The 23,608-nt window shown below is 72.1% G+C and carries 17 protein-coding genes; 13 read left to right on the plus strand and 4 right to left on the minus strand.

From position 1 onward, the window contains the following. Positions 1-68 precede the first annotated feature (68 nt). The 4 genes from IO30_RS0139500 to IO30_RS0139515 all read left to right on the plus strand — a co-directional run bounded on the left by IO30_RS0139500 (position 69) and on the right by IO30_RS0139515 (position 8,317). A complete protein-coding gene (locus tag IO30_RS0139500) occupies positions 69-3,833 on the plus strand; it encodes a S8 family peptidase (protein ID WP_031151478.1) in 3,765 nt (1,254 codons plus the stop codon). Between the two features lie 1,053 nt (positions 3,834-4,886). After that, the gene (locus tag IO30_RS47970; protein ID WP_063768503.1) at positions 4,887-5,918 is read left to right on the plus strand and encodes a protein phosphatase 2C domain-containing protein; all 1,032 of its coding nucleotides are present in this window, start codon (positions 4,887-4,889) and stop codon (positions 5,916-5,918) included. Between the two features lie 91 nt (positions 5,919-6,009). Next, positions 6,010-7,752 carry a pyruvate dehydrogenase gene (locus IO30_RS0139510; RefSeq protein WP_031151481.1) on the plus strand — a complete coding sequence of 581 codons (1,743 nt, stop codon included), beginning with the start codon at positions 6,010-6,012 and terminating at the stop codon, positions 7,750-7,752. Positions 7,753-7,783: 31 nt separating this feature from the next. Next, entirely contained in the window at positions 7,784-8,317 is a 534-nt protein-coding gene (locus IO30_RS0139515) for an ATP-binding protein (RefSeq protein ID WP_078904167.1), read from the plus strand. A 20-nt stretch (positions 8,318-8,337) separates the two neighbouring features. Here the strand turns inward: IO30_RS0139515 and IO30_RS0139520 are convergent, their stop codons facing one another. Beyond that, on the minus strand, positions 8,338-9,405 hold the full coding sequence (locus IO30_RS0139520) for a DUF2637 domain-containing protein (protein WP_031151484.1): 1,068 nt from the start codon (positions 9,403-9,405) through the stop codon (positions 8,338-8,340). Between the two features lie 191 nt (positions 9,406-9,596). After that, positions 9,597-10,469, minus strand: coding sequence for a (2Fe-2S)-binding protein (locus tag IO30_RS0139525; protein ID WP_031151486.1), 873 nt, complete (start codon positions 10,467-10,469; stop codon positions 9,597-9,599). A 120-nt stretch (positions 10,470-10,589) separates the two neighbouring features. Here IO30_RS0139525 and IO30_RS0139530 point away from each other — a divergent pair, with 120 nt between their 5' ends. Beyond that, positions 10,590-11,255: a GntR family transcriptional regulator gene (locus IO30_RS0139530; RefSeq protein ID WP_031151488.1), complete on the plus strand. Its 666-nt coding sequence runs from the start codon at positions 10,590-10,592 to the stop codon at positions 11,253-11,255. A 63-nt stretch (positions 11,256-11,318) separates the two neighbouring features. Here the strand turns inward: IO30_RS0139530 and IO30_RS0139535 are convergent, their stop codons facing one another. Further along, positions 11,319-12,104, minus strand: coding sequence for a hypothetical protein (locus tag IO30_RS0139535; protein WP_037896536.1), 786 nt, complete (start codon positions 12,102-12,104; stop codon positions 11,319-11,321). A 166-nt stretch (positions 12,105-12,270) separates the two neighbouring features. Then, positions 12,271-13,950 (minus strand): PucR family transcriptional regulator, encoded by a 1,680-nt coding sequence (locus tag IO30_RS0139540; RefSeq protein WP_031151492.1) that lies wholly within the window; start codon positions 13,948-13,950, stop codon positions 12,271-12,273. 254 nt (positions 13,951-14,204) lie between these two features. Here IO30_RS0139540 and IO30_RS0139545 point away from each other — a divergent pair, with 254 nt between their 5' ends. From IO30_RS0139545 to IO30_RS0139580, 8 genes are all read left to right on the plus strand, one after another. Then, positions 14,205-15,101: an FAD binding domain-containing protein gene (locus IO30_RS0139545; protein ID WP_031151493.1), complete on the plus strand. Its 897-nt coding sequence runs from the start codon at positions 14,205-14,207 to the stop codon at positions 15,099-15,101. 2 nt (positions 15,102-15,103) lie between these two features. Then, positions 15,104-15,712, plus strand: a complete 609-nt coding sequence (locus IO30_RS0139550) for a (2Fe-2S)-binding protein (protein ID WP_031151496.1) — start codon at positions 15,104-15,106, stop codon at positions 15,710-15,712. Positions 15,713-15,714: 2 nt separating this feature from the next. Further along, a complete protein-coding gene (locus IO30_RS0139555; RefSeq protein WP_031151498.1) occupies positions 15,715-18,120 on the plus strand; it encodes a xanthine dehydrogenase family protein molybdopterin-binding subunit in 2,406 nt (801 codons plus the stop codon). A gap of 330 nt (positions 18,121-18,450) precedes the next feature. After that, positions 18,451-19,914 carry an NCS2 family permease gene (locus IO30_RS0139560; protein WP_031151499.1) on the plus strand — a complete coding sequence of 488 codons (1,464 nt, stop codon included), beginning with the start codon at positions 18,451-18,453 and terminating at the stop codon, positions 19,912-19,914. Between the two features lie 82 nt (positions 19,915-19,996). Then, complete coding sequence (locus IO30_RS0139565) at positions 19,997-21,148, plus strand: XdhC family protein (RefSeq protein ID WP_031151501.1); 1,152 nt, start codon at positions 19,997-19,999, stop codon at positions 21,146-21,148. A 145-nt stretch (positions 21,149-21,293) separates the two neighbouring features. Further along, a complete protein-coding gene (locus IO30_RS0139570; RefSeq protein ID WP_031151503.1) occupies positions 21,294-22,532 on the plus strand; it encodes a YncE family protein in 1,239 nt (412 codons plus the stop codon). A 163-nt stretch (positions 22,533-22,695) separates the two neighbouring features. Continuing rightward, positions 22,696-23,277, plus strand: coding sequence for a dihydrofolate reductase family protein (locus IO30_RS0139575; protein ID WP_031151505.1), 582 nt, complete (start codon positions 22,696-22,698; stop codon positions 23,275-23,277). Between the two features lie 57 nt (positions 23,278-23,334). After that, positions 23,335-23,580 (plus strand): hypothetical protein, encoded by a 246-nt coding sequence (locus IO30_RS0139580; protein WP_031151506.1) that lies wholly within the window; start codon positions 23,335-23,337, stop codon positions 23,578-23,580. Positions 23,581-23,608: the final 28 nt, after the last annotated feature.

Here is a 23,608-nt window from a genome sequence, read left to right on the forward strand (position 1 = left end):
AGAAGCCATTTACGCGGCAGCTTTGCCGCGCAATGCAGTATTTGGCCGGAATTCACCTGGGGAGAGCGATGCGCCCGATATCGCGTACGGCAGTGGGAGCGGCCACCGCGGCCGTCCTGGCCGTCACCGCCGTGGGCCCGTCCACGGCACAGCCGAGCGACGGAGCGCCGGACCGCAGACCCGTCGTCGGGGGCGCGGAGGCCGGGAAGCAGCCCACGGCACCCGTCACGGTGACCCTGGTCACCGGCGACCGGATCCTGGTCTCCACCGACGCGGCCGGCCGCACCGCCGCCACCGCGATGCCGCGCGAGGACGGTTCGCAGCCGCTCGTGCAGACCCGCCAGTCCGGCAAGGACCTCTACGTCTACCCCGAGGGCGCGGTCAAGGCCCTCGCCGCGGGCAAGGTCGACGAGGAACTCTTCAACGTCACCGGCCTCGTCCGGCAGGGCTACGACGACGCGCACACCAAGAAGCTCCCGCTGATCGCGGTCTACGACGGCTCCGTGAACGTGGCGCGCAGCGCCCCGCCCGCCCCGCGCGGAGCCGAACGCTCCCTCGTCCTCGGCTCCATCGGCGGCGTCGCACTCGCCGCCGACAAGGAGCAGGCCGCCGCCTTCTGGGCCGACGTGACCGGTACGGACGCCCGCGCCCGTTCCGCGTCCGGCCAGCTGAAGAAGCTGTGGCTGGACGGCAAGGTCCGGGCGAACCTGGAGCGTTCCACGAAGCAGGTCGGCGCGGACGCCGCCTGGGCCGCCGGATACGACGGCAAGGGCACCAAGGTCGCCGTCCTGGACACCGGCACCGACCTGGAGCACCCCGACCTCAAGGGGCGCGTCGCCGCGTCGAAGAACTTCACCGACTCCGACACCGACGCGGACCGCCAGGGTCACGGCACCCACACCATCTCCACCGTCGGCGGCTCCGGCGCCGAGAGCGGCGGGGCCAAGAAGGGCGTGGCCCCCGGCGCCGAACTGCTCAGCGGCAAGGTCCTCAACGACCAGGGCTACGGCCTCGACTCGTGGATCATCGCCGGTATGGAGTGGGCCGTCGAGAGCAAGGCCGACGTGGTATCCATGAGCCTCGGCGACCCCTCCCAGACCGCCTGCGACGACCCGCTCGCCGCCGCCACCGAACGGCTCTCGCAGCAGGGCCCGCTCTTCGTCATCGCCGCCGGGAACTCCGGCCCGGGCAACAACACGGTCTCCTCGCCCGGCTGTGCGGCCAGCGCCCTGACGGTCGGCGCCGTCGACCGCGACGACAGCACGGCCTCCTTCTCCAGCCGCGGCCCGGCCGGACTCCAGCACACCCTCAAGCCCGAGATCGCCGCCCCCGGCGTCGGGATCTCGGCCGCCGCGGCGGGCGGGCGCGGGGTGTACGCGTACCAGTCCATGTCCGGCACCTCGATGGCCACCCCGCACGTCGCGGGCGCCGCGGCCATCGTCAAGCAACGCCACCCCGACTGGACCTCGCAGCAGGTCAAGGCCGCGCTCGTCGGCTCCGCGGACACCAAGGTCCCCGGTGACGTGCGCGAGACCGGCGCCGGCCGGCTCGACGTGCAGGCCGCGATCGGGGCCACCGTCACCGGCGCCCCCGCCGTGCAGGGCGGCACCCACAACTGGCCGCAGGACCGCAGCGACCGCACCACCGTCGAGGTCCCGTACACGAACACGGGCACCAAGCCGGTCACCCTGGACCTCTCCGTCGAGAAGGTCACGGGCAACGACGGCTCCGCCGTCCGCAGTCAGGTCGCCCGCCTGGAGCGGCGCAGCGTGACCGTCCCGGCCGGAGCCACCGTCAAGGTGCCGCTCGCCCTCGACCCGGCCGCGAAGCTGGAGCGTTCCCAGTACGGGGACGTCACCGGCCGCGTCATCGCCACCGCGCGCGGCGTGCGCGTCTCCACCCCCTTCTCCCTCTACGTCGAACCGCAGACGGTGACCCTGCGCGTCAAGCTCGTCGACCGCGCGGGCAAGCCGGCCGCCGGGCCCTCCTCGCTGGACGTCATCGGCACCGACGACGCCTCCGGCGAGCGCCGCTTCAACGAGGGCGCCGTGGACCAGGTCTACCGGGTCCGCCCGGGCGCCTACTTCCTCTCCGCCTTCGTCGGCACCCCCGACTCCGGCGCGGGGGCAGAGCTGATCGACTCGCTCACCTACCTCGCCCGCCCGCAGCTCGAAGTGAAGAAGGACACCACCGTCGTCCTGGACGCCCGCAAGGCCGGGCGCCTGACCGTCGAGGGCGACAAGCCGCTCGAAGCCCGCAACACCACCCTCGGGTTCGCCCGCAGCTGGGACGACACCTGGCTGCACGCGGGCACCGCCATGGGCGGCCGGACCATCCGCGGCTTCTACGCCTCGGTCGAAGGCCGGGCCGGGGACGGGGAGTTCGAGTTCGCCAGCTACTGGCGGGCCGCCGCCCCGCTGGTCTCCGAGCTGAAGGTCCAGGGCGGCCCGGTGCTGCACCCCATCACCGCCTCCACGGGCAGCGACAACCTCGACGGGACCGGCAGCGCGCGGCTGGTCGACGCGGGCACCGGCACCCCCGAGGAGCTCGCCGCAGCCGGAGCCAAGGACGCGGTCGTCCTGGTGAAGGCCGCGGACGGGGCCCTGTACGACGTGGCTCAGGCCGCCAAGGAGGCCGGGGCCAAGGCGGTCCTCGCCCACCGGGAGGCCCCCGGCCGCTGGGTGGCCTTCACCGGCTACGCGGGCGGTGCGCTGCCGGCCCTGGCCATCGAGTCCGGCGAGGGCAAGGCCCTGCTGGAGCGGCTGGCCGCCGGCCCGGTCACGCTGGCCTGGAAGGCCACCGCGAAGAGCCCGTACGTCTACTCCCTCGCCTTCCCCGAGACCGGAGAGGTGAAGAACGGCCACACCTACCGGGTGCGCGACCGTGACCTCGGACAGGTGGACTCCACCTACAGCTCCATGGGCGTGGCCGCCGACTTCATGGACCTGTCCGGCGCCTACCGGCCGATCGGCAGCGCGGTCTACTTCGGCGGGATCGAGACCGTCGCGGCGCCGGGCAAGCGGACCGAGTTCTACTCCGCCGGAGACACCGCCTGGGACCAGCTGCTCTCCAGCAGCTTCCCCTGGGGCGAGTTCATGACGGGCGAGCAGAAGACCTACCAGAAGGGCCGCAGGACCACGGCGAGCTGGTACGACGGGGTGACCGGTCCGGTCGCACCCCGCGACCGGGCGGGCAAGGAGACGCTGGCCGCCGAGCGGCAGGGCAACCTGATCGGCTTCGCCCCCTCGATGTGGGGCGACAGCAGCCACTTCGCGCAGCCGGGCTCCTTCGGTGACATCGGCGGCCTCCAGCTCAAGCGCGACGGCGAGGTCATCGGCGACAGCTGGTACCCCTTCGGGGTCTTCGAGGTCCCGGCCGAGCAGGGCCGGTACGAACTGACCCAGAACATCGAGAAGATCGGCCCGCCGTCCCGCACCTGGCAGCGCTCCACCGCGGTGCAGACCACCTGGGGCTTCACCTCGAAGCTCGACCCCGCGGCGTACTCCCAGGGGCTGCCGGTCCTCTTCCCGCGGTACGCGGCTCCGCTGGACGGCATGAAGACAGTGCCGGCAACAGACGGCCAGGCCGTCGGACTCGGTGTCAGCGGACACGCGGGCTACGCCCCCGGCGCGCTCAAGTCGGCGAAGCTGTCCTACTCGTACGACGGGGAGAACTGGACGGCGGCGAAGGTGAGCGAGCGCGGCGGTGCCTGGACGGCGACCGTGAACCATGCGGGAGCCTCCGGGAAGCCGGTGTCGCTGAAGGTCGAACTGACCGACGCGAACGGCGCCACGGTCACCCAGACGGTCGTGCGGGCGTATGACGTCCGCTAGTCCGTTCGGGTAGAGCGGGAAGGGTCCACCGGGCGGCGGCCCGGTGGACCCTTTTCGCGTGTTCGGCGTTTTCCGCACCTGCCGGAGGCCGACAATGAGGGCATGAGTCAGCAGGGCGCGGACGACTGGTGGCAGAAGCTCTACGAGGACCCGGACGCGGGACCGGAACCGGACCCGGGGGACACCCTGGACAACCGGTTCCGCTCGGCGTCGGTCCTGGTGACGGACCCGGACCCGGGCGCGCAGCCGGGGCCGGGGCCGGTACCCGGGATGCGGGCGGAGCGGGACCCGGCCCCGCCGGGCCCGGTGCCCGTGGCCCCGGACCCGGCGGGTTCGCGTCCCGGCCCGGCGGACGCCCTCCTCCCGGGCCCCCGCCGCCCGGGGCCGCCTGCGCCCTCCCCGGAAGTGCCCCCGCACGAGGGGTCCCTGCCGTCGGCGCCGCCTCCCCCGGCCGCCCCGCCCCCGCCTCCGCGGGCGGCTGCCCCACCCGCGGCGCCCCCGGCCTCACCTGTGCCGCCCGGGGCCGGGGGAGCATCGCCTGCGACCGCCCCGCACCAGGGGGCCGCGCCGCCGCCGCAGGCAGCCGCACACCCACCGGCCGTCCCGCCCGCGCCTGCGCGGCCGGATGTCCCGCCCCCGGCCGCGCAGCCCCGGGCCGGGGCCGCGGGGCATGAGCCCGCGCCGGGAACGGAGCCGCACCGGCGGCCGGGGCCGCTGCCGCGGGCTGCCACGCCTTCGGCGGCCGTCCCGTCTGAGCAGCCCCCGGCCTCGGCCGTGCCGCCTTCACCCTTCCCGGCAGCGGCCCCGCACCAGGGGGCCGTGCCGCCGCCGGCAGCCGCGCCTCCGCCGACTGTCCCGCCCGCGCCCCCGCAGGCGGCTGTGCCGCCCCCGCCGCCCGGGGCCGGGGGAGCATCGCCTGCGACCGCCCCGCACCAGGGGTCCGTGCCGCCCGTGCCTCCGCAGCCGGCTGTCCCGCCCCCGGTCGCACAGACCCGGGCCGGGGCCGTCCCGCAGGGGGTGTTGCCGCCGCCGCGGGATCCGCGGGAGGGCGGGGTGACCGGGTACGCGCTCGGGGGAGTGGACGTACCGCCCGTGCCCCCGGCGCAGCCGCCCGCCTGGCGCTGGGACGTGCCGCGCGAGGACACCCCGCGGGAGCCCGTCCCGCCGCCGCCCGCACCGCCCGCCTCCGTGCCCGCGGCCCCCGCCCCGGCCCCCGCCCGCCCCGAGGTGCAGCACCTCGGCGACCGCGCCCCCACCTACGCCGCCGAGCCGGGCGCGCTGCCGCCCGCCGACCCGGCCGACCTCCACGCGCTGACCCCCGACACCGTCCTGGAGGGGGCCCGCTACGGCAGCTACTCCCTGCGCGCCGCCTCGCTGCGCGGTGACTCCGCCCGCTTCCGCGGCGAGGCCCGCCGGGACTTCCTGCTCACCGCCCGCTTCGGCGGCGGCGACGAGGCCCTGGTCCTCGTCGTGCTGGCCGGCGGGGACCGCGCCGCCCCGGGGGCCGCCGAGGCCGCGGCCGAGCTGTGCCGCACGGTCGCCGGAGCCGTCGGGCGCAGCCAGGAACGGCTGTCCGAGGACATCCGGGCCGGACGGCGCGACGCCCTGCGCTCCGGCCTCCAGCGGCTCACCGACCGGGGCTACGGGCGGCTGCGGGCCCGCGCCGCCGAACTCGGGCTCGCGGAGGACGCGTACACCGCGGGGCTGCGCGGGCTGCTGCTCCCGGTGGACGCCCAGTGCCGGACCCGGGTCTCCTTCGGCGCGGGCGCGGGCGGCCTGTTCCGGCTGCGGGCGGGCCGGTGGCAGGACCTGGAACCGGCGCAGGAGCCCTCAGGCGAGCCGTCCGAGCCGTCCGGCGCCGACTTCCGGTTCCGTGCCTCGGTGGCCGAGCCCGGGGACACCCTGCTGCTGTGCTCCGGAGGCCTGGCCGAGCCGATGCGGGAGGAGGCGAGCCTGCCCGAGGAGCTCGCGGCCCGCTGGTCCGAGCCGGAGCCGCCGGGCCTCGCGGCCTTCCTCGCGGACACCCAGCTCCGCCTCAAGGGGTACGCCGACGACCGCACCGCCGCCGCGGTCTGGGAGGCGTAACCGGCGCATACGTGGCTGGATGGGAGGCACACGCAACGGGAGGACCGGACCGGAGCCGACCGGACCGGAGACCGGGAAGGGCGCACCCCTCATGGCCAAGCAGAACGTGGCGGAGCAGTTCGTCGACATCCTCGTGCGCGCGGGCGTGCGCAGGATGTACGGAGTGGTCGGTGACAGCCTCAACCCGGTGGTGGACGCGATCCGGCGGACGGGTGACATCGAGTGGATCCAGGTCCGCCACGAGGAGACGGCGGCCTTCGCGGCCGGTGCCGAGGCCCAGATCACCGGCCGCCTCGCGGCCTGCGCCGGCTCCTGCGGTCCCGGGAACCTGCACCTGATCAACGGTCTGTACGACGCCCACCGCTCGATGGCCCCGGTCCTCGCGCTCGCCTCCCACATCCCCTCCTCGGAGATCGGCCTGGGCTACTTCCAGGAGACCCACCCCGACCGGCTGTTCACCGAGTGCAGCCACTACAGCGAGCTGATCTCCAACCCCCGGCAGATGCCGCGCGTGCTCCAGAGCGCCATCCAGCACGCCGTCGGCCGCAGCGGTGTCGGCGTGGTGGCCCTGCCGGGGGACATCGCCGCCGAGCCCGCGCCGGAGAAGACGGTCGAGCACGCGCTCGTCACCGCCCGGCCCTCGGTGCGCCCCGGCGAGGGCGAGATCGAGAAACTGGTCCGCCTCGTCGACGAGGCGGACAAGGTCACGCTCTTCTGCGGCAGCGGCACGGCCGGGGCGCACGCCGAGGTGATGGAGTTCGCGGGCCGGGTCAAGGCGCCCGTCGGGCACGCCCTGCGCGGGAAGGAATGGATCCAGTACGACAACCCGTACGACGTCGGGATGAGCGGCCTGCTCGGCTACGGCGCCGCCTACGAGGCCACCCACGAGTGCGACCTGCTGATCCTCCTCGGCACCGACTTCCCCTACAACGCCTTCCTCCCCGACGACGTGAAGATCGTCCAGGTGGACATCCGCCCCGAACACCTGGGACGCCGCTCCAAGTTGGACCTGGCGGTCTGGGGTGACGTACGGGAGACCCTGCGCGCCCTGAACTCCCGGGTGAAGGCCAAGCCGGACCGGCGCTTCCTGGACCGGATGCTGAAGAAGCACGCGGACGCCCTGGAGGGGGTGGTGAAGGCGTACACGCGCAAGGTCGAGAAGCACACGCCCATCCACCCCGAGTACGTGGCCGCCGTCCTCGACGAACTGGCCGACGAGGACGCCGTGTTCACCGTCGACACCGGCATGTGCAACGTGTGGGCGGCGCGCTATCTTTCCCCGAACGGCAAACGCCGCATCATCGGCTCCTTCAGTCACGGCTCCATGGCCAATGCCCTCCCGCAGGCCATCGGGGCGCAGTTCACCGACCGGAGCCGTCAAGTGGTGTCGATGTCGGGTGACGGCGGGTTCTCGATGCTGATGGGAGATTTCCTCACCCTGGTGCAGTACGACCTGCCCGTCAAAGTGGTCCTCTTCAACAACTCCTCCTTGGGGATGGTCGAGTTGGAGATGCTGGTTTCCGGCCTCCCTTCGTACGGAACGACGAACAAGAACCCCGACTTCGCCGCGATCGCCCGGGCGGCGGGTGCCTACGGGGTCCGCGTGGAGAAGCCCAAGCAGCTCACAGGGGCTCTGAAGGACGCGTTCCGGCACAAGGGACCCGCTCTCGTGGACGTGGTGACCGACCCCAACGCCCTGTCGATCCCGCCGAGGATCAGTGCCGAAATGGTGACCGGTTTCGCACTTTCCGCCAGCAAGATCGTGCTGGACGGGGGTGTGGGCCGCATGATCCAGATGGCGCGATCCAACCTGCGCAACGTGCCCCGCCCCTGAGCCCGAAGGAGTGCGGACCGGCTCGGGGGGCATGCATCCCGTAGAGCTGTTCGAGCGCAATGACACGGGGGAGGACATCGCCGTGCGGGTGGGGGCGAATACCGGGAAGCTGTGGAAGAGAGGCAGGCCCGTACCACGAGAACCGTCCACGGGTGAGGGCGGGGCGGTGGCGGACGCGCGGGGGATCACCCGCAGCGTGCGCCGGGCGGATCTCCGGGCGGTGAGTGAAGTCCGCAGAGCCTTGCGGGAGTTGCTGCGCCACCGGTGTGAGCCGGACACCGCCGAGGTGGCGGAACTGCTGATCACCGAACTGGTCACCAACGCCCTCGTGCACACCGACCGGGGTGCGGAGGTGACCGCGAGCCTGTGTTCCACCCGGCTGCGGGTGGAGGTCCGGGACTACGCCGCCCGCCGGCCCCGGCCGTACGTACCGACCGCCGACGACGGTACGCACGGCCGGGGACTGGTCCTGGTCCAGGAGCTCGCCGACGCCTGGGGCGTGGACGCCCTGGCCCCGGGGAGCGGGAAAGTGGTGTGGTTCGAACTGGACGGAGGGCCCGCCTGAGGCGGCGGGCCCGGGCGGAGTCAGCCGAACTGCTGCTCCAGGTCCTTCAGTTTGCGCTCCAGGGAGTCGAGTCGGGGGATGGTCTGGGTGTCGTCCTCGGCGGTGAGGTCCACCGTCCGGGGGCCGCTGATCGTGAGGTCAGCGGATTCGGTTCCATTCACGGCCTGCAGGGAGGGCCGGCGGCGCAGGGGTGGCAGTAGTCCCGGTTCCGCTATGGCCGGCTCCGCGCCGACCGGCGCGGAGCCCGTTCCGGGGGTCAGCCCCGGCATGTCGCCCTCGCGGGCGCGTGCCCGCCCGAAGGCCCGGTTCTGCCGGCCCAGTGCTCTGATGTGGGCTCGGTCCAGGCGGTGTTGCTCCCGCCTGCGGTGCCGGTCCTGCTCCTTCTCCTTCTTGTCCTCGCGCACCTCGTCCACGGCCTCGTCGAGGGTGCGTACGCCCTCCAGCAGCATGAGCGACCACGCGCCGAAGGTCTCCCGGGGAGCCCGCAGCCAGCGGACCATCCGGATCTGCGGCAACGGCCGCGGGATCAGGCCCTGTTCGCGCAGCGCCGCCCGGCGGGTCTGCTTGAGGGCCCGGTCGAAGAGGACGGCTGCGGAGAGGGACATGCCGGCGAAGAACTGGGGCGCTCCGTCGTGGCCGAGTCCCCGGGGCGCGTGCACCCAGTTGAACCAGGCGGCCGCGCCCGCGAACAGCCAGACCAGCATGCGCGAGCCGAGGGCCGCGTCGCCGTGGCTGGCCTCGCGGACGGCGAGCACCGAGCAGAACATGGCGGCGCCGTCGAGACCGAAGGGGACCAGGTACTCCCAGCCTCCGGAGAGGTTCAGGTTCTGCCGGCCGAAGCCCACGAGCCCGTGGAAGGAGAGCGCGGCGGCGACCGCCGCGCAGCAGAAGAGCAGGACGTACGAAGCGGTCCCGTAGACGGCCTCCTTGCGGCGCCGCCGTTCCTCGCTGCGCTCCCAGCTGTCCTCGGCCGCGGCCTTGTCGCTGTCGCGCCGTCCGCGGGCCAGCACCGCAACTGCCGCAAGTACGCCCAGGATCAGCAGGCTGCCGGGCAGCAGCCAGTCCAGCGATATGTCGGTCAGTCTCATGCGGATGTCCCTTGCCTCGCGTATGCGGCTTTCCGGGCGCCATAGTGGCGCAGCCGGTCCGCCGTGCACGCGGGTTTCGGGTCAAGTGGACGCCATCGGGGGGCGGGGCCCGCCGGATAGGGTGTTGTCGCTCGAACTGGCGCCCGTATGAAGTGAGTTGCGTTCGATTCCGCTCACCCCTGCGGGTGGGTTCAGGTGGTGGTGGCCGCCGTGAGCCGGGCGACGCGCTCCGCGTCGCAGGTCCGGGGGCAGGTGCCGCAGGCGTCGTCCGGGCGGATCGTGTAGAAGAAGCAGCAGCTGGCCCGGTCCCGGGTGGGCAGTTCGCCGCCACCCGGACCCGTGAGCGTACGGAACCCCGCGCCCCCGGTGAACGGGGCCGTGGACCCGGGCAGCAGTTCCGCCAGCTCCGCCCTGACCCGCTGCTCCTCGCCGAGCAGCTGCCCGATGTACCAGAGGCCCTCGACGACGTCGTCGGTCACCATGCCCCACAGGGCGCGGCGGCCGCGCCGCATCCGCGGGGAGAAACCTTTCAGCACCGGCGTGAGGTGATGGGCCACCGCGACCCGCACCTCCTCGCGCAGCGCTTCCTCGTCCGGTACGACCCGGGCCCCGGGGAGGAGGGCCGCCGGGTCGTCCGGGAGGCAGGCGAACTCCTCCACGCGCACCGACATCCGGCCGAGGGTCCGGTGGTACGCCACCTGGGTGACGGGGAGCCGGGGGACCCGCCGCAGCAGCAGCCACGGGACCGTGATCAGCAGGCAGGCCGGCCACGTGTACCGGTGCATGCCGAAGCTCGCGATCACATCGGGCCGCGCCTGCACCCCGTAGTCCTTCAGCACCTGGGCGTTGTCCCAGGCGAGGAAGGCGTCGAGGGCTGGACCTCCCTCGGCGAGCTCGTCCGCGCCGACCCACCCCACACCGCGAGGGGCCGGTCCGTACGCGTCCCGCTCGATGACCCGCAACCCTGCGTAGGCCCCGGTCAGGCGGGCGTACGCCTCCGTCACCGGAGAGCCGGCCGGTGCGGAGAGGACGTCCTGGACAGGAGGTACGAGTGTGACGGCCATGGAAGGACCACCGAATCGTGCGATCGTTAACAGGTTAGCCTTACCTTACCCGATGGCCGCAAGGCCGTATCCTCGGGGCAGCCCGAGACCCGTACGACCCGTACCCGCAAGGAGCACCGCGTGCACGACACGGCCCGAGCCCTGGTGCCGGAACAAAGGCGGAAGGTGTTGCGCCATTCGGTGCGCGGGCAGATCCTCGACGCCCTGCGCGCGGCGCTGCTGGAGGGCGAGCTCGCGCCGGGCGAGATCCACTCCGGCCCCGCGCTGGGCGAGCGCTTCGGGGTCTCCGCGACCCCCGTGCGCGAGGCGATGCAGCAGCTGGCCGTGGAAGGGGCGGTGGAGTGCCTGCCCAACCGCGGCTTCCGCGTCGTGTCCAGGACCCCCCGCGAGGCGGCCGAGCTGGCCGAGGTGCGGGCCATGCTGGAGGTCCCCGCCATGCTTCGGCTGGCCGCCGCCGTGCCCGAGGAGACCTGGGAGGGCCTGCGGCCCGCGGCCGAAGCCACCGTGGAGGCGGCTGCGGCGGGCGACCTGCCGGGCTACGCCGAGGCGGACCGGGCCTTCCACCGCGAGGTCCTCGCCCTGGCCGGCAACGGCCAGCTGGTCCAGGTGGCGGAGGAACTGCACCGGCGGGCGCAGTGGCCCCTGCCGGGCGCCCCGCGGGTGCGCCGGGCCGATCTCGTCGCCGACGCGGCGCAGCACACGGCCTTGCTGGAGGCGCTGATCGCGCGCGACCTCCCGGTGGTCGAGTCCCTCGTCCGCGCCCATTTCGCGGGTTCCGCGGCGTGACCTGACCTGACCTGAGCTGACCGGACCGGCCTCGCGGCGGCGGCGCCGCCACGAGGCCGCGAACTAGGCCGCAGGCGAGGGGGCGGGGGGCTGGAGCTGGTCCGCCAGCCAGGTCGGGATGCCGCCCAGCAGGTGGAACAGCCGGCGGGCCTCCGCGCGCAGCCGGGCGGCCTCCGGTTCCGGTTCGGCCTCCGCCAGCGCGGCCAGGGCCGGGGCCGTGCCGACCAGGAAACCGAGCTCCTCCCGGATCCGCAGGGACTCCGCGAAGCCGTTGCGGGCCTCGGCCACCTCGCCGTCCCGCAGGGCCAGCGCGGCCAGGTGACGCCAGGTGAAGGACAGCAGCAGGGTGTCCCCGTGGGCCACCGCGCCCGCGTGGGCCCGGCGGTACGCCGGGAGCGCCGACTGGGGGGCGTCCGCCAGGTGCTCGGCGACCAGGCCCCGGCGGAAGTCCAGCAGCGGCCGGGTCCGGGATCCGGGGGACAGCAGGGCCGCCGCCCGGCCCAGCGCCGAGCGGGCCTCGTCGGCCCGGTCGCGTACGCCGAGCACGGTGGCCGCGTACGCCAGATGGCCCCGCTCGCAGGCGGCGGCTCCGCGGTCGTCGTCGTCCTGGGCCACGGCCTCCGCGGTCCGCAGCGCGTCCTCGGCCTCGGACCAGCCCTGCCCGGTGAACAGGCACCGCTCGACCAGCAGCGCGGTGCGCTGCACGGCCGCTCCGGCATTGCCGACGTGTGGCGTCAGCAGCGCCGCGGCGTCGGTCCAACAGCCACGCGAACGCAGTCGCCATATCGCCCGCTGGAGGGGGTCTTCTCCCCCGGTAGATCCGGCACCGGACATGGCGGTGTCCGCCACATTGCCCTCCCCAAAGCAATCAAGCCGCACATCGTTGGGCCCTGGGGCGAAATGAGAGCACGGATCGGCGGCTCCGGCCAAGGGGTCGGGTGAACTCTTTCACAAAGTCCGGACGGATCATCAGCCGCCCCCCGGCCCGGTGCGGCCGGCCGTGGGGCGGATCTCCTCAGCTCATCCGCAGTGCGAGGAAGAAGTCGAGCTTGTCCTCCAGCCGGGACAGGTCCCTGGACGTCAACTGCTCGATTCGCCCGACGCGGTAACGCAGCGTGTTGACGTGCAGGTGCAGCCGGGTCGCGCAGCGGGTCCAGGAGCCGTCGCAGTCCAGGAAGGCCTCCAGGGTCGGGATCAGCTCCGCACGGTGGCGCCGGTCGTAGTCCCGCAGCGGGTCCAGCAGCCGGGCCGTGAAGGCGCGCCGCACGTCGTCCGGCACGAAGGGCAGCAGCAGCACGTGCGAGGCCAGCTCGTGGTGGCCCGCGGCGCAGACCCGGCCCGGGCGGGCCGCGGCGACCCGGCGGGCGTGCCGGGCCTCCTCCAGGGCCCCGCGCAGCCCCTCGGCCGAGTGCACGGCCGCGCTGACGCCCAGCGTGAGGCGGCCGTCGTCGGCGAGGCCCGCCGACAGGGGGTCCCGTACGGACGCCAGCAGCACGTCGGCGTGCAGGGCGGCGTCCGGCCCCTTGTCCTCCCCGGCCTCACCGGGGAGCGAGGGCAGCGGGACCAGGGCGATGGCCTCGTCACCCGCATGGGCCACCGCGATCCGGTCGGAGGGCTCGGGCCCGGACACGGACGGGTCGACGAGGATCTCCTCCAGCAGCGACTGGGCCACCGGGCCGCCGGGGATGTCCCCGTTGTCCCAGTCGACCCGGGCCACGACGACCTGCCAGTGCGGTGCGGCGCCCAGCCCGGGCAGCAGCACCGGGGCGGCCACCCGCAGGCGCGCGGCGATCTCGGCGGGCGGTGCACCCGTCTGGACCAGTTCCAGCACCTCCTGTGCGAGGCGCCGGCGCACCGTACGGGCGGCGTCCCGCCGGTCGCGTTCCACCGCGATCAGCTGGGTGACGCCCTGGAGCAGGTCCAGGCGCTCGGCGGGCCAGTCGCCCGCGTCCGCCTCGACGGCCAGCAGCCAGTCCGAGAGCACCGTCTCGCGCACGTCACGGGTGACCGCGCCGGCCGCGCCACGGCCGTGTCCCCTGATCGGGAACAGGGAGTAGGTAATACCCTGGATGGAGATCCGGTGCGGGCCCCTGCGGCCCGTCCGGACCGCCGCAAGGTGCTCGCTCGCCAGGGCCGCACACACGCCCGGCGCCAGCGGCTCGCCCGCACCGGCGATCTGCCGGCCCGTGGGCGACAGCACCCAGGCCCGGAGATCGAGGTCGGTGGTGAGCAGATCCAGCACCACATCGGGACCGCCACCAGCCGGACCCGAGGTCATCAGACGGCGGTGCCGGTCCACGACGGCAGCGAGATCGCCTGCCCGCTCACCGGACACCTGGCGCACCACGTACTCGGTGATCGTGGCGAATGCAACGTCTTCGTTCACAGCGAACAGCGGCAGCCGGTTGCGCACACAGGCCGAGACGAGATCGTCCGGGATGGCTCCCAGCTCCGCCTCGCCCGCGGCCAGCCCCGCCACGCCCGCGCTCGCGAGGATTCGTACGAATGGCTCGGAGTCGGCTGAATTTCTACGCCAGGCCAGGCCAGTGAGGACGAGTTCGCCCCCGGACAGGTACCGGCTGGGATCGCGCAGGTCGGTCGTCATGACCCCGCGGACCGTCCGGTCGAGTTCTTCCTCGCCGCCGAGCAGCCGCAGCCCCAGCGCCTCGGTTTCCAGCAGTGCGCGCAGCCGCATGATGTCGCCGCCGATCTGTCTCGAATGTTGCCGTTGGAAATCGGGCAGGTCGTCGCATCCTGCCTTTCATACGAATCTACAAGACATGGGAGGCCGCCAGCCAACTCCTTCATGGTTTCGGTGACTGCACCCGGGGGATAGGCGGCCGGTGTACTGAGTCCACACCGCGTTAACAGCACGTGAACGACCAGTCGAGGGTCCTTAGGCCTCCTGGCTTGAAGTGAACGACCCGATGAAGAAGAAGAGAGCCGTACATGGACTTCCTTCGCCCCGCCAGCTGGGAGGAGGCGCTCGCCGCTAAGGCCGAGTTCCCCACAGCTGTGCCGATTGCGGGTGGCACCGATGTGATGGTCGAGATCAACTTCGACCACCGTCGGCCGGAGTACCTCCTGGACCTGAACCGCATCGGTCTGCTGCGGGAGTGGGAGGTCGGCGAGGACGTGGTCCGTCTGGGCGCCTCCGTCCCGTACACGCAGATCATGGAAAACCTGCGGACGGAACTCCCGGGTCTCGCGCTCGCCTCGCACACGGTCGCGTCCCCGCAGATCCGTAACCGCGGCGGCGTCGGCGGCAACCTCGGTTGCGCCTCGCCGGCCGGTGACTCCCACCCCGCGCTGCTCGCCGCGGGCGCCGAGGTCGAGGTCGAGTCCGTACGCGGCTCGCGCCTGATCCCGATCGACGAGTTCTACACCGGCGTCAAGCGCAACGCGCTCGCCGCCGACGAGCTCATCAAGACCGTCCACATCAAGAAGGCGGACGGTCCCCAGCAGTACTCCAAGGTCGGCTCCCGCAACGCGATGGTCATCGCGGTCTGCGCGTTCGGCCTGGCGCTGCACCCGGAGACCCGCACCGTCCGTACCGGAATCGGTTCGGCCGCGCCGACCCCGATCCGGGCGAAGGCCGCGGAGGAGTTCCTGAACGCCGCTCTCGAAGAGGGCGGCTTCTGGGAGTCCGGCAAGGTCATCACCCCGTCGATCGCCAAGCAGTTCGGTGACCTCGCCTCCGGCGCGGCCAACCCGATCGACGACGTCCGCGGCACGGCGAAGTACCGCCGTCACGCGGTCGGCATCATGGCTCGCCGCCAGCTGGTCTGGACGTGGGAGCAGTACCGCGGTACCGGCAACGGCCGCTCGCTTGAAGGGGCTGCGTAACCATGCGCGTCAATTTCACTGTCAACGGTCGTCAGCAGGAAGCCGACGACGTGTGGGAGGGCGAGTCCCTTCTCTACGTCCTGCGTGAGCGCCTGGGCCTGCCGGGTTCGAAGAACGCATGTGAGCAGGGCGAGTGCGGTTCCTGCACCGTCCGTCTCGACGGCGTGCCGGTCTGTTCCTGTCTGGTGGCCGCCGGTCAGGTCGAGGGCCGCGACGTCGTGACCGTCGAGGGCCTGGCGGAGTTCGCCAAGCAGCGCGACGAGCACGGCCACGGCGGTGCCTGCGGCACCGGCGGCGGCTGCGGCAGCAAGGGCGGCGTCTCCCTGGACGCGGCCAAGCAGTGGCAGGCCAAGCCGGGCGACTCGCAGACCGGCGAGGGCGTCGAGCTCTCCAACATCCAGCAGGCGTTCATCGACGCCGGCGCCGTCCAGTGCGGTTTCTGCACCCCGGGCCTCCTGGTCCAGGCCGACGCGCTGCTGGAGGAGAACTCCTCCCCGTCCGACCAGGACATCCGTGAGGCCCTGTCCGGCAACCTCTGCCGCTGCACGGGCTACGAGAAGATCCTCGACGCGGTCCGCCTCGCGGCCGCCCGTCAGGGAGAGGCGGTCTGACCATGGCTCAGAACACGCGCACGGTTCCGGCCGGTACGCCGACCAACGTCACGCAGAAGCACAACAAGGGCGGCATCGGCGAGTCCACGCTGCGCCCCGACGGCACCCTCAAGGTGACCGGTGAGTTCGCGTACTCCTCGGACATGTGGCACGAGGACATGCTGTGGGGCCAGACCCTGCGGTCCACCGTCGCCCACGCCGAGATCGTCTCCATCGACATCTCCGAGGCGCTCGCCATGCCCGGCGTGTACTCGGTGCTGACGTACGACGACCTGCCGGCCGAGATGAAGAACTACGGCCTGGAGATCCAGGACACCCCGGTTCTCGCCAACGGCCGGGTACGTCACCACGGTGAGCCGGTCGCCCTCGTGGCCGCCGACCACCCGGAGACCGCCCGCCGCGCGGCTGCCAAGATCAAGATCGACTACCGTGAGCTGCCGCTCGTCACGGACGAGGCCTCCGCCCTCGCCGCGGACGCGCCGCTGATCCACGAGGGCCGCGACGACCACCACATCGGTCACGTCCCGCACCCGAACATCGTGCACCGCCAGCCGATCATCCGCGGCAACGTGGAAGAGGCCCGCAAGCGCGCCGACGTCATCGTCGAGGGCGAGTACACCTTCGGCATGCAGGACCAGGCCTTCCTCGGCCCGGAGTCCGGTCTGGCCGTGCCGTCCGAGGACGGCGGCGTCGAGCTCTACGTCGCCACCCAGTGGCTGCACTCGGACCTCCAGCAGATCGCCCCCGTCCTCGGCCTGCCGCCGGAGAAGGTCCGCATGACGCTCTCGGGCGTCGGCGGTGCCTTCGGTGGCCGCGAGGACATCTCGATGCAGATCCACGCCTGCCTCCTGGCCCTGGCCACGAACAAGCCGGTCAAGATCGTCTACAACCGGTTCGAGTCCTTCTTCGGCCACGTGCACCGTCACCCGGCGAAGCTCTACTACGAGCACGGCGCCACCAAGGACGGCAAGCTCACGCACATGAAGTGCAAGATCGTCCTGGACGGCGGCGCCTACGCGTCCGCTTCCCCGGCGGTCGTGGGCAACGCCTCCTCCCTCTCGGTGGGTCCGTACGTCCTTGAGGACGTCGACATCGAGGCGATCGCGCTCTACACGAACAACCCGCCCTGCGGCGCGATGCGCGGCTTCGGCGCCGTCCAGGCCTGCTTCGCCTACGAGGCCCAGATGGACAAGCTCGCGGCGAAGTTGGGCATGGACCCGGTCGAGTTCCGTCAGCTGAACGCCATGGAGATGGGCACGGTCATGCCGACCGGCCAGGTCGTGGACGCCCCGGCGCCGGTCGCCGAGCTGCTGCGCCGGGTCAAGGCCCGCCCGCTGCCGCCGGAGCGCCAGTGGGAGAGCGCCGGCGAGGGTGCGGACGTCCGCGCGCTGCCCGGTGGTCTGTCCAACACCACCCACGGTGAAGGCGTCGTCCGTGGCGTCGGCTACGCGGTCGGCATCAAGAACGTCGGCTTCTCCGAGGGCTTCGACGACTACTCCACCGCCCGCGTGGTGCTGTCGGTCATCAACGGCGAGGCCGTCGCGATGGTCCACACGGCCATGGCGGAGGTCGGCCAGGGCGGCATCACCGTCCACGCGCAGATCGCCCGTACCGAGCTGGGCGTCACGCAGGTGACCATCCACCCGGCCGACACGCAGGTCGGCTCCGCCGGTTCCACGTCCGCCTCGCGGCAGACGTACATGACCGGTGGCGCCGTGAAGAACACCTGTGAGGCCGTGCGCGAGGCCGTCCTGGAGATCGGCCGCCGCAAGAACGGCTCGTACCACCCCGCGTGGGCGACCGCCGAGCTGCTGCTCGAAGGCGGCAAGGTCGTCACCGACGGCGGCGAGGTCCTCGCGGACCTGGCGGACATCCTGGAGGGCGAGGACGCGATCGACCTCGAGCTCGAGTACCGTCACCACCCGACCGTCCCGTTCGACCTGGTCACCGGCCAGGGCAACGGCCACGTCCAGTACACCTTCGCCGCGCACCGCGCGGTCGTCGAGGTGGACACCGAGCTCGGCCTGGTCAAGGTCGTGGAGCTGGCGACCGCCCAGGACGTCGGCAAGGCGCTCAACATGCTCTCCGTCGTCGGCCAGATCCAGGGTGGTACCACCCAGGGCCTCGGCGTCGCGATCATGGAAGAGATCATCGTGGACCCGAAGACCGCGAAGGTGCGCAACCCCTCCTTCACGGACTACCTGATCCCGACCATCCTGGACACCCCGACCATCCCGGTCGACGTCCTGGAGCTCGCCGACCCGAAGGCCCCCTACGGCCTGCGCGGCATGGGCGAGGCCCCGACCCTCTCGTCCACCCCGGCCGTCCTCGCGGCGATCCGGCAGGCGACCGGTCTGGAGCTCAACAAGACGCCGATCCGTCCGGAAGCCCTCACCGGGACCCTCTAGGACGGCGTGGTCCGGGGGCCGCGAGGCCCCCGGACCCCCTCAGACTCTCCGGGCGGTGCGACATGGGAACGTCACACTTCACTGCGCACCGCCCGGAGTACGAAGTACCGCACCGCTCGCGGTCCGCTTCATCCGGCAGTACCCCTGCACAAACCCCCCCCGCCATTGAGTACCAAGCGGTAACCCCCGCAGTACCCGCAGTACACGCAGTGCACATCTCGCGTCGCCTCGGGCCGTCACCCCGGGTCGTGCAGCCAAACGCACCATCCCAAATCCCGCAGTCTCCAATCCCCAAGCGGGTGCCCCTTTGAACCTTGGGAGTTAGGCACCATGACCCAGTCGTCTGTGGAGCCCAAGACCACCGCGGAAGAGGCCGGCGACGGCTCTCGTACCCCCGCGGGCCGTTCTTGGCTCGACCGGTACTTTCACATAACCCACAGAGGATCCAACGTCGGCAACGAAGTTCGTGGCGGTATCACGACCTTCATGGCCATGGCGTACATCCTCCTGCTCAACCCGCTGATCCTCTCCGGCAAGGACGTCGCCGGAAACACGATGGCCCCCGCGGCCCTCATCACGGCCACGGCCTTCGCCGCGGCCCTGACCACGCTCCTGATGGGCTTCGTCGGCAAGGTCCCGCTGGCACTCGCCGCCGGTCTCTCCGTCTCGGGTGTGCTCGCCTCGCAGGTCGCCCCCCAGATGACCTGGCCGCAGGCCATGGGCATGTGCGTGATGTACGGCGTCGTGATCTGTCTCCTGGTCGTCACCGGCCTCCGAGAGATGATCATGAACGCGATCCCCCTCGCGCTCAAGCACGCCATCACCATGGGCATCGGTCTCTTCGTGGCCCTCATCGGCCTCGTGAAGGCCGGCTTCGTGGGCAAGGGACCGGAATTCGGTCCCCCCGTCCAGCTGGGTGCCGTCGGTGAGCTCGCGGGCTGGCCCGTCCTGCTCTTCTGCATCACCCTGCTCGCCATCTTCATGCTCCAGGCCCGCAAGGTCCCCGGCGCGATCCTGATCGGCATCGTCGGCGGCACCGTCCTCGCGGCGATCCTGAACGCCATCGTCGACATCGACCCCAAGGCGTGGAAGAACGGCCCGCCGGAGCTCTCGGGCTCCGCGGTCTCGATGCCCGACTTCTCGCTCTTCGGTGATGTCTCCTTCGGCGGCTGGGGCGACGTCAGCGCGATGACGATCGGCATGATCGTCTTCACCCTGGTCCTCGCCGGCTTCTTCGACGCGATGGCCACCATCATCGGCGTCGGCACCGAGGCCAAGCTCGCCGACGACAAGGGCCGCATGCCGGGCCTGTCCAAGGCGCTCTTCATCGACGGCGCCGGTGGCGCCATCGGTGGTGTCGCGGGCGGCTCCGGCCAGACCGTGTTCGTCGAGTCCGCCACCGGCGTCGGTGAGGGTGCCCGCACAGGTCTCGCCTCCGTCGTCACCGGCCTCTTCTTCGCGGCCTGCCTCTTCTTCACCCCGATCACCCAGGTGGTCCCGGGTGAGGTCGCCTCCGCGGCCCTGGTCGTCATCGGCGCGATGATGATGCAGAACGCCCGCCACGTGGACTGGTCCGACAGCGCGACCGCGATCCCGGTCTTCCTGACCGTCGTGATCATGCCGTTCACCTACCAGATCACCGCCGGTGTGGCCGCGGGTGTCATCTCCTACGTGGCCATCAAGGTCGCGCAGGGCAAGGCCCGCGAGATCGGGGCCTTCATGTGGGCCCTGACCGTCATCTTCGTGGTGTTCTTCGCCCTCAACCCGATCGAGGGCTGGCTCGGGGTCCACTGACCCGGCCGGACCTGATCCGTACGCAGTACCGCACCCTCCACGTATCAGATACTGGAAACCGAACCCCTCCGAGGAGGCCCCCATGCTGGACATCGCCGAAGAACTGAACCGGTGGGTCGAGCAGGGACGTGACTTCGCCGTCGCCACGGTCGTGGCGGTCGGCGGGAGCGCACCCAGGCAGCCCGGAGCGGCCCTCGCCGTCGACAGCGAGGGAACCGCCATCGGCTCGGTCTCCGGTGGATGCGTGGAGGGTGCGGTGTACGAGCTGTGCCAGCAGGCGCTGGAGGACGGCGAGACCGTCCAGGAGCGCTTCGGCTACAGCGACGACGATGCCTTCGCCGTGGGCCTGACCTGCGGCGGGATCATCGACATCCTCGTCACCCCGGTGCCGGTCGGCTCTCCCGTCCGCGAGGTGTTCGCGGGCGCCCTGGCTGCGGCCTCCCGCGGCGAGGCGGCGGCCGTCGCCCGGATAGCCGAAGGCCCGGCCGAGCTGATGGGCCGCGCGGTGCTGGTCCGTACGGAAGGCGCCCACGAGGGCGGCTTCGGCGGACACCCCGAGCTGGACCGCACCATCGCCGAAGAGGCCCGCGCCATGCTGGACGCGGGGAAGACCGGCGTACTGGAGATCGGCGCGGACGGCCGGCTCTGCGGGGAGCCGCTCAAGGTCCTGGTCGAATCCAGCGTCCCGCCCCCGCGGATGATCGTCTTCGGTGCCATCGACTTCGCGTCCGCGCTGGTGCGGATCGGCAAGTTCCTCGGCTACCGGGTGACGGTCTGCGACGCCCGGCCCGTGTTCGCGACGAAGAACCGTTTCCCCGAGGCGGACGAGATCGTCGTCGACTGGCCGCACCGCTACCTGGAGACCACCGAGGTCGACGGCCGGACCGTGCTGTGCGTGCTCACCCACGACGCCAAGTTCGACGTCCCCCTCCTCGAACTGGCCCTCAGGCTCCCCGTCGCCTACGTCGGCGCCATGGGCTCCCGGCGCACCCACGAGGACCGCAACAAGCGGCTCCGCGAGGTCGGCGTGAGCGAGCTGGAGCTGGCCCGTCTGCGCTCCCCGATCGGCCTGGACCTCGGTGCCCGCTCCCCGGAGGAGACCGCCCTGTCCATCGCCGCCGAGATCGTGGCCAACCGGCGCGGCGGCACCGGCGCGGCCCTCACCGGCGCGCACATCCCGATCCACCCCGACGTCTCGAAGACGGTGGTCAGCCGGATCGGATCGGTCGCTTGAAGAGCGGCACCGGCACCCGCTGACGGCGGGCCGTGAGACGAGGGCGTGACCCGTGGGGGTTGCGCCCTTTCGGCGTTGCGCCTATTTTACCGGCCGGTAACAGGAGGCACCCTCTCCATCCCTTCCCCGTAACGGAGTTGAACGGATGTCACGCACCCTGCGCACCCTGGCCGCGCTCGCCGCGGCCACCCTGCTGACCGCCGTCGGCCCGGCCGTCGCTGCACCCGGCGACGACGGTCTGCGCGAGGTGCTGTTCGTCGGGAACAACTGGGAGGGGACCGCCGACGTCCTCGCCTCGACCGGCGACCTCGCCCGGATCGGCCGGATCGACGTGATCCCCGACAAGGCGGAGCGCCTGTGGGAGATCCACCTGAACCCGGTCAAGCTCGCCTACTTCCTGGGCATCCGGGAATCCGCGGGCGAGGGCCACGACCAGTTCGTGGACGACATGTACACCACCCCGGACGGCTCCGCGGTGGTCGTCTCCCGCCCCAGCTTCGCCGACGTGGTATCGATCGACCTGGCCTCCGGCCGGATCAACTGGCGCTTCCCGGTAGCCGGTTACCGCTCCGACCACATGGCGGTCTCGCCGGACGGGAAGCGGGTGGCGGTCTCGGCCTCCACGGCCAACACCGTGCACGTCCTGGACATCGCCGACGGCCGCCAGCTCGGCTCGTTCAAGACCGGCGACAAGCCGCACGAGAACACCTTCAGCCGTGACGGCGCGTACCTGTGGAACAGCTCGATCGGCGAGGTGAACACCGCCCTCGACGCGCCCTGGCTGGACTGGACGAAGGGCGACCGCAAGATCACCGTGGTCGACGCGCGGACCTTCCGCACGGTCCGGGTGATCGACATGCGCGAGCGGCTGGACGCCTTCGGCCGCCCGGACCTCTCCGACGCCGTCCGGCCGGTGTCCTTCAGCCCCGACGAGTCCAAGCTCTACTTCCAGGTGTCGTTCTTCAACGGCTTCCTGGAGTACGACGTCGCCACCGACCGGATCACCCGCCTCAAGACCCTCCCCGTGAACCCGGCCACCAGCACCGACCGCACCACCTGGGTCAACGACTCCCGCCACCACGGCATGTCCATGAGCCCGGACGGCACCAAGCTCTGCATCGCCGGCACCATGGACGACTACGCCACCGTCGTGGACCGCGCCACCCTCGCCGAGGGGCCCCTGGTGCCCGCGGCCAAGCCGTACTGGGCCACGGTGAACGGCGACGGGACGGCCTGCGTGATCTCCGAGAGCGGCGCCGACCGGGTCACGGCCATCGACTTCGCCACCGGCACGGCGCGCGTCTCCGTCCCGGTCGGCGACCATCCCCAGCGCGTCCGCCTCGGCCACGTCCCGTCCACCTGGACCGGCGCGGGCTCCCGGTGAGGTGAGTCCGGGGTCGGGCGGGTGTTGTACGGCGATGACCGATGAGTTTCCTCGTGATCCGCAGTCATAGTTCATGGTCGGTGCACCGCAGCCACGAGGGTGGTAGCGGCCCGCACCGGCCGCACCCGCCGAGAACCGGACACGAGACACCGAGGAAACCGACATGCGCACCCTGATCAGCACCGCCTTCATCTCGCTCGACGGAGTCGTGGAGGCCCCGGGCGGCGAGCCCGGCTACCGGAACTCCGGGTGGACCTTCAAGGACGTCGAGTTCCTCCCCGAGGCCTTCGAGATCAAGGGCCGGGAACAGAAGGAAGCCGCCGCGATGCTGATGGGCCGGACCAGCTACGAGGCGTTCAGCCCGGTGTGGCCCGGCATGGAGGACTTCGCCGACTACAACGCGATGCCGAAGTACGTCGTCTCCACCACCCTCGGAGAGGACGGCCTGGTGTCGAACTGGGGCGAGACGACTGTCCTGCGCTCGCTCGACGAGGTCGCGGCGCTGAAGGAGACCGAGGGCGGCCCGATCATCGTCCACGGCAGCGCCACCCTCAACCAGGCCCTCTCGGACGCGGGCCTGATCGACCGCTACCACCTGATCGTCTTCCCGCTGCTGCTCGGCGCGGGCAAGCGGCTCTTCAGCACCACGGACAAGGACACCCAGAAGCTGAAGCTCGTCGAGCACGAGGCCTATGCCAACGGTCTGCAGAAGAACGTCTTCGAGGTCGTCCGCCGGGCCGACTAGAGCGCGTCGCGCAGGATGTCCTGGCTGGCCTTCTCCGCCAGGACGAGGGTCGGGGCCATGATGAACAAGTTCGCCCTGCCGGCCGCCGCCGGGCTGATCCTGGCCGGACGCCCGGCCTGGGCCCGGCTGCGCACGGCACCCGCCGTCCTGCTGGCCGGCCTGCCCCTGATCCTCATGGGCGCACTGACCGGGACGCTGGGCCCGCTGCTGCTCGCCCCCCTGCTCGGCGCGCTCCTGGCCGCCGCGGTGGCCAGGAGCGTCCGCCGCCGGCGCGGCCGGCAGGATCCGCTCATCGGGGCGTAGGCGGGCAGGAGCGCAGGCAGGCAGGGAC

Origin of the sequence: Streptomyces xanthophaeus, from assembly GCF_000725805.1 — a bacterium.
GTDB classification, from domain to species: domain Bacteria; phylum Actinomycetota; class Actinomycetes; order Streptomycetales; family Streptomycetaceae; genus Streptomyces; species Streptomyces xanthophaeus.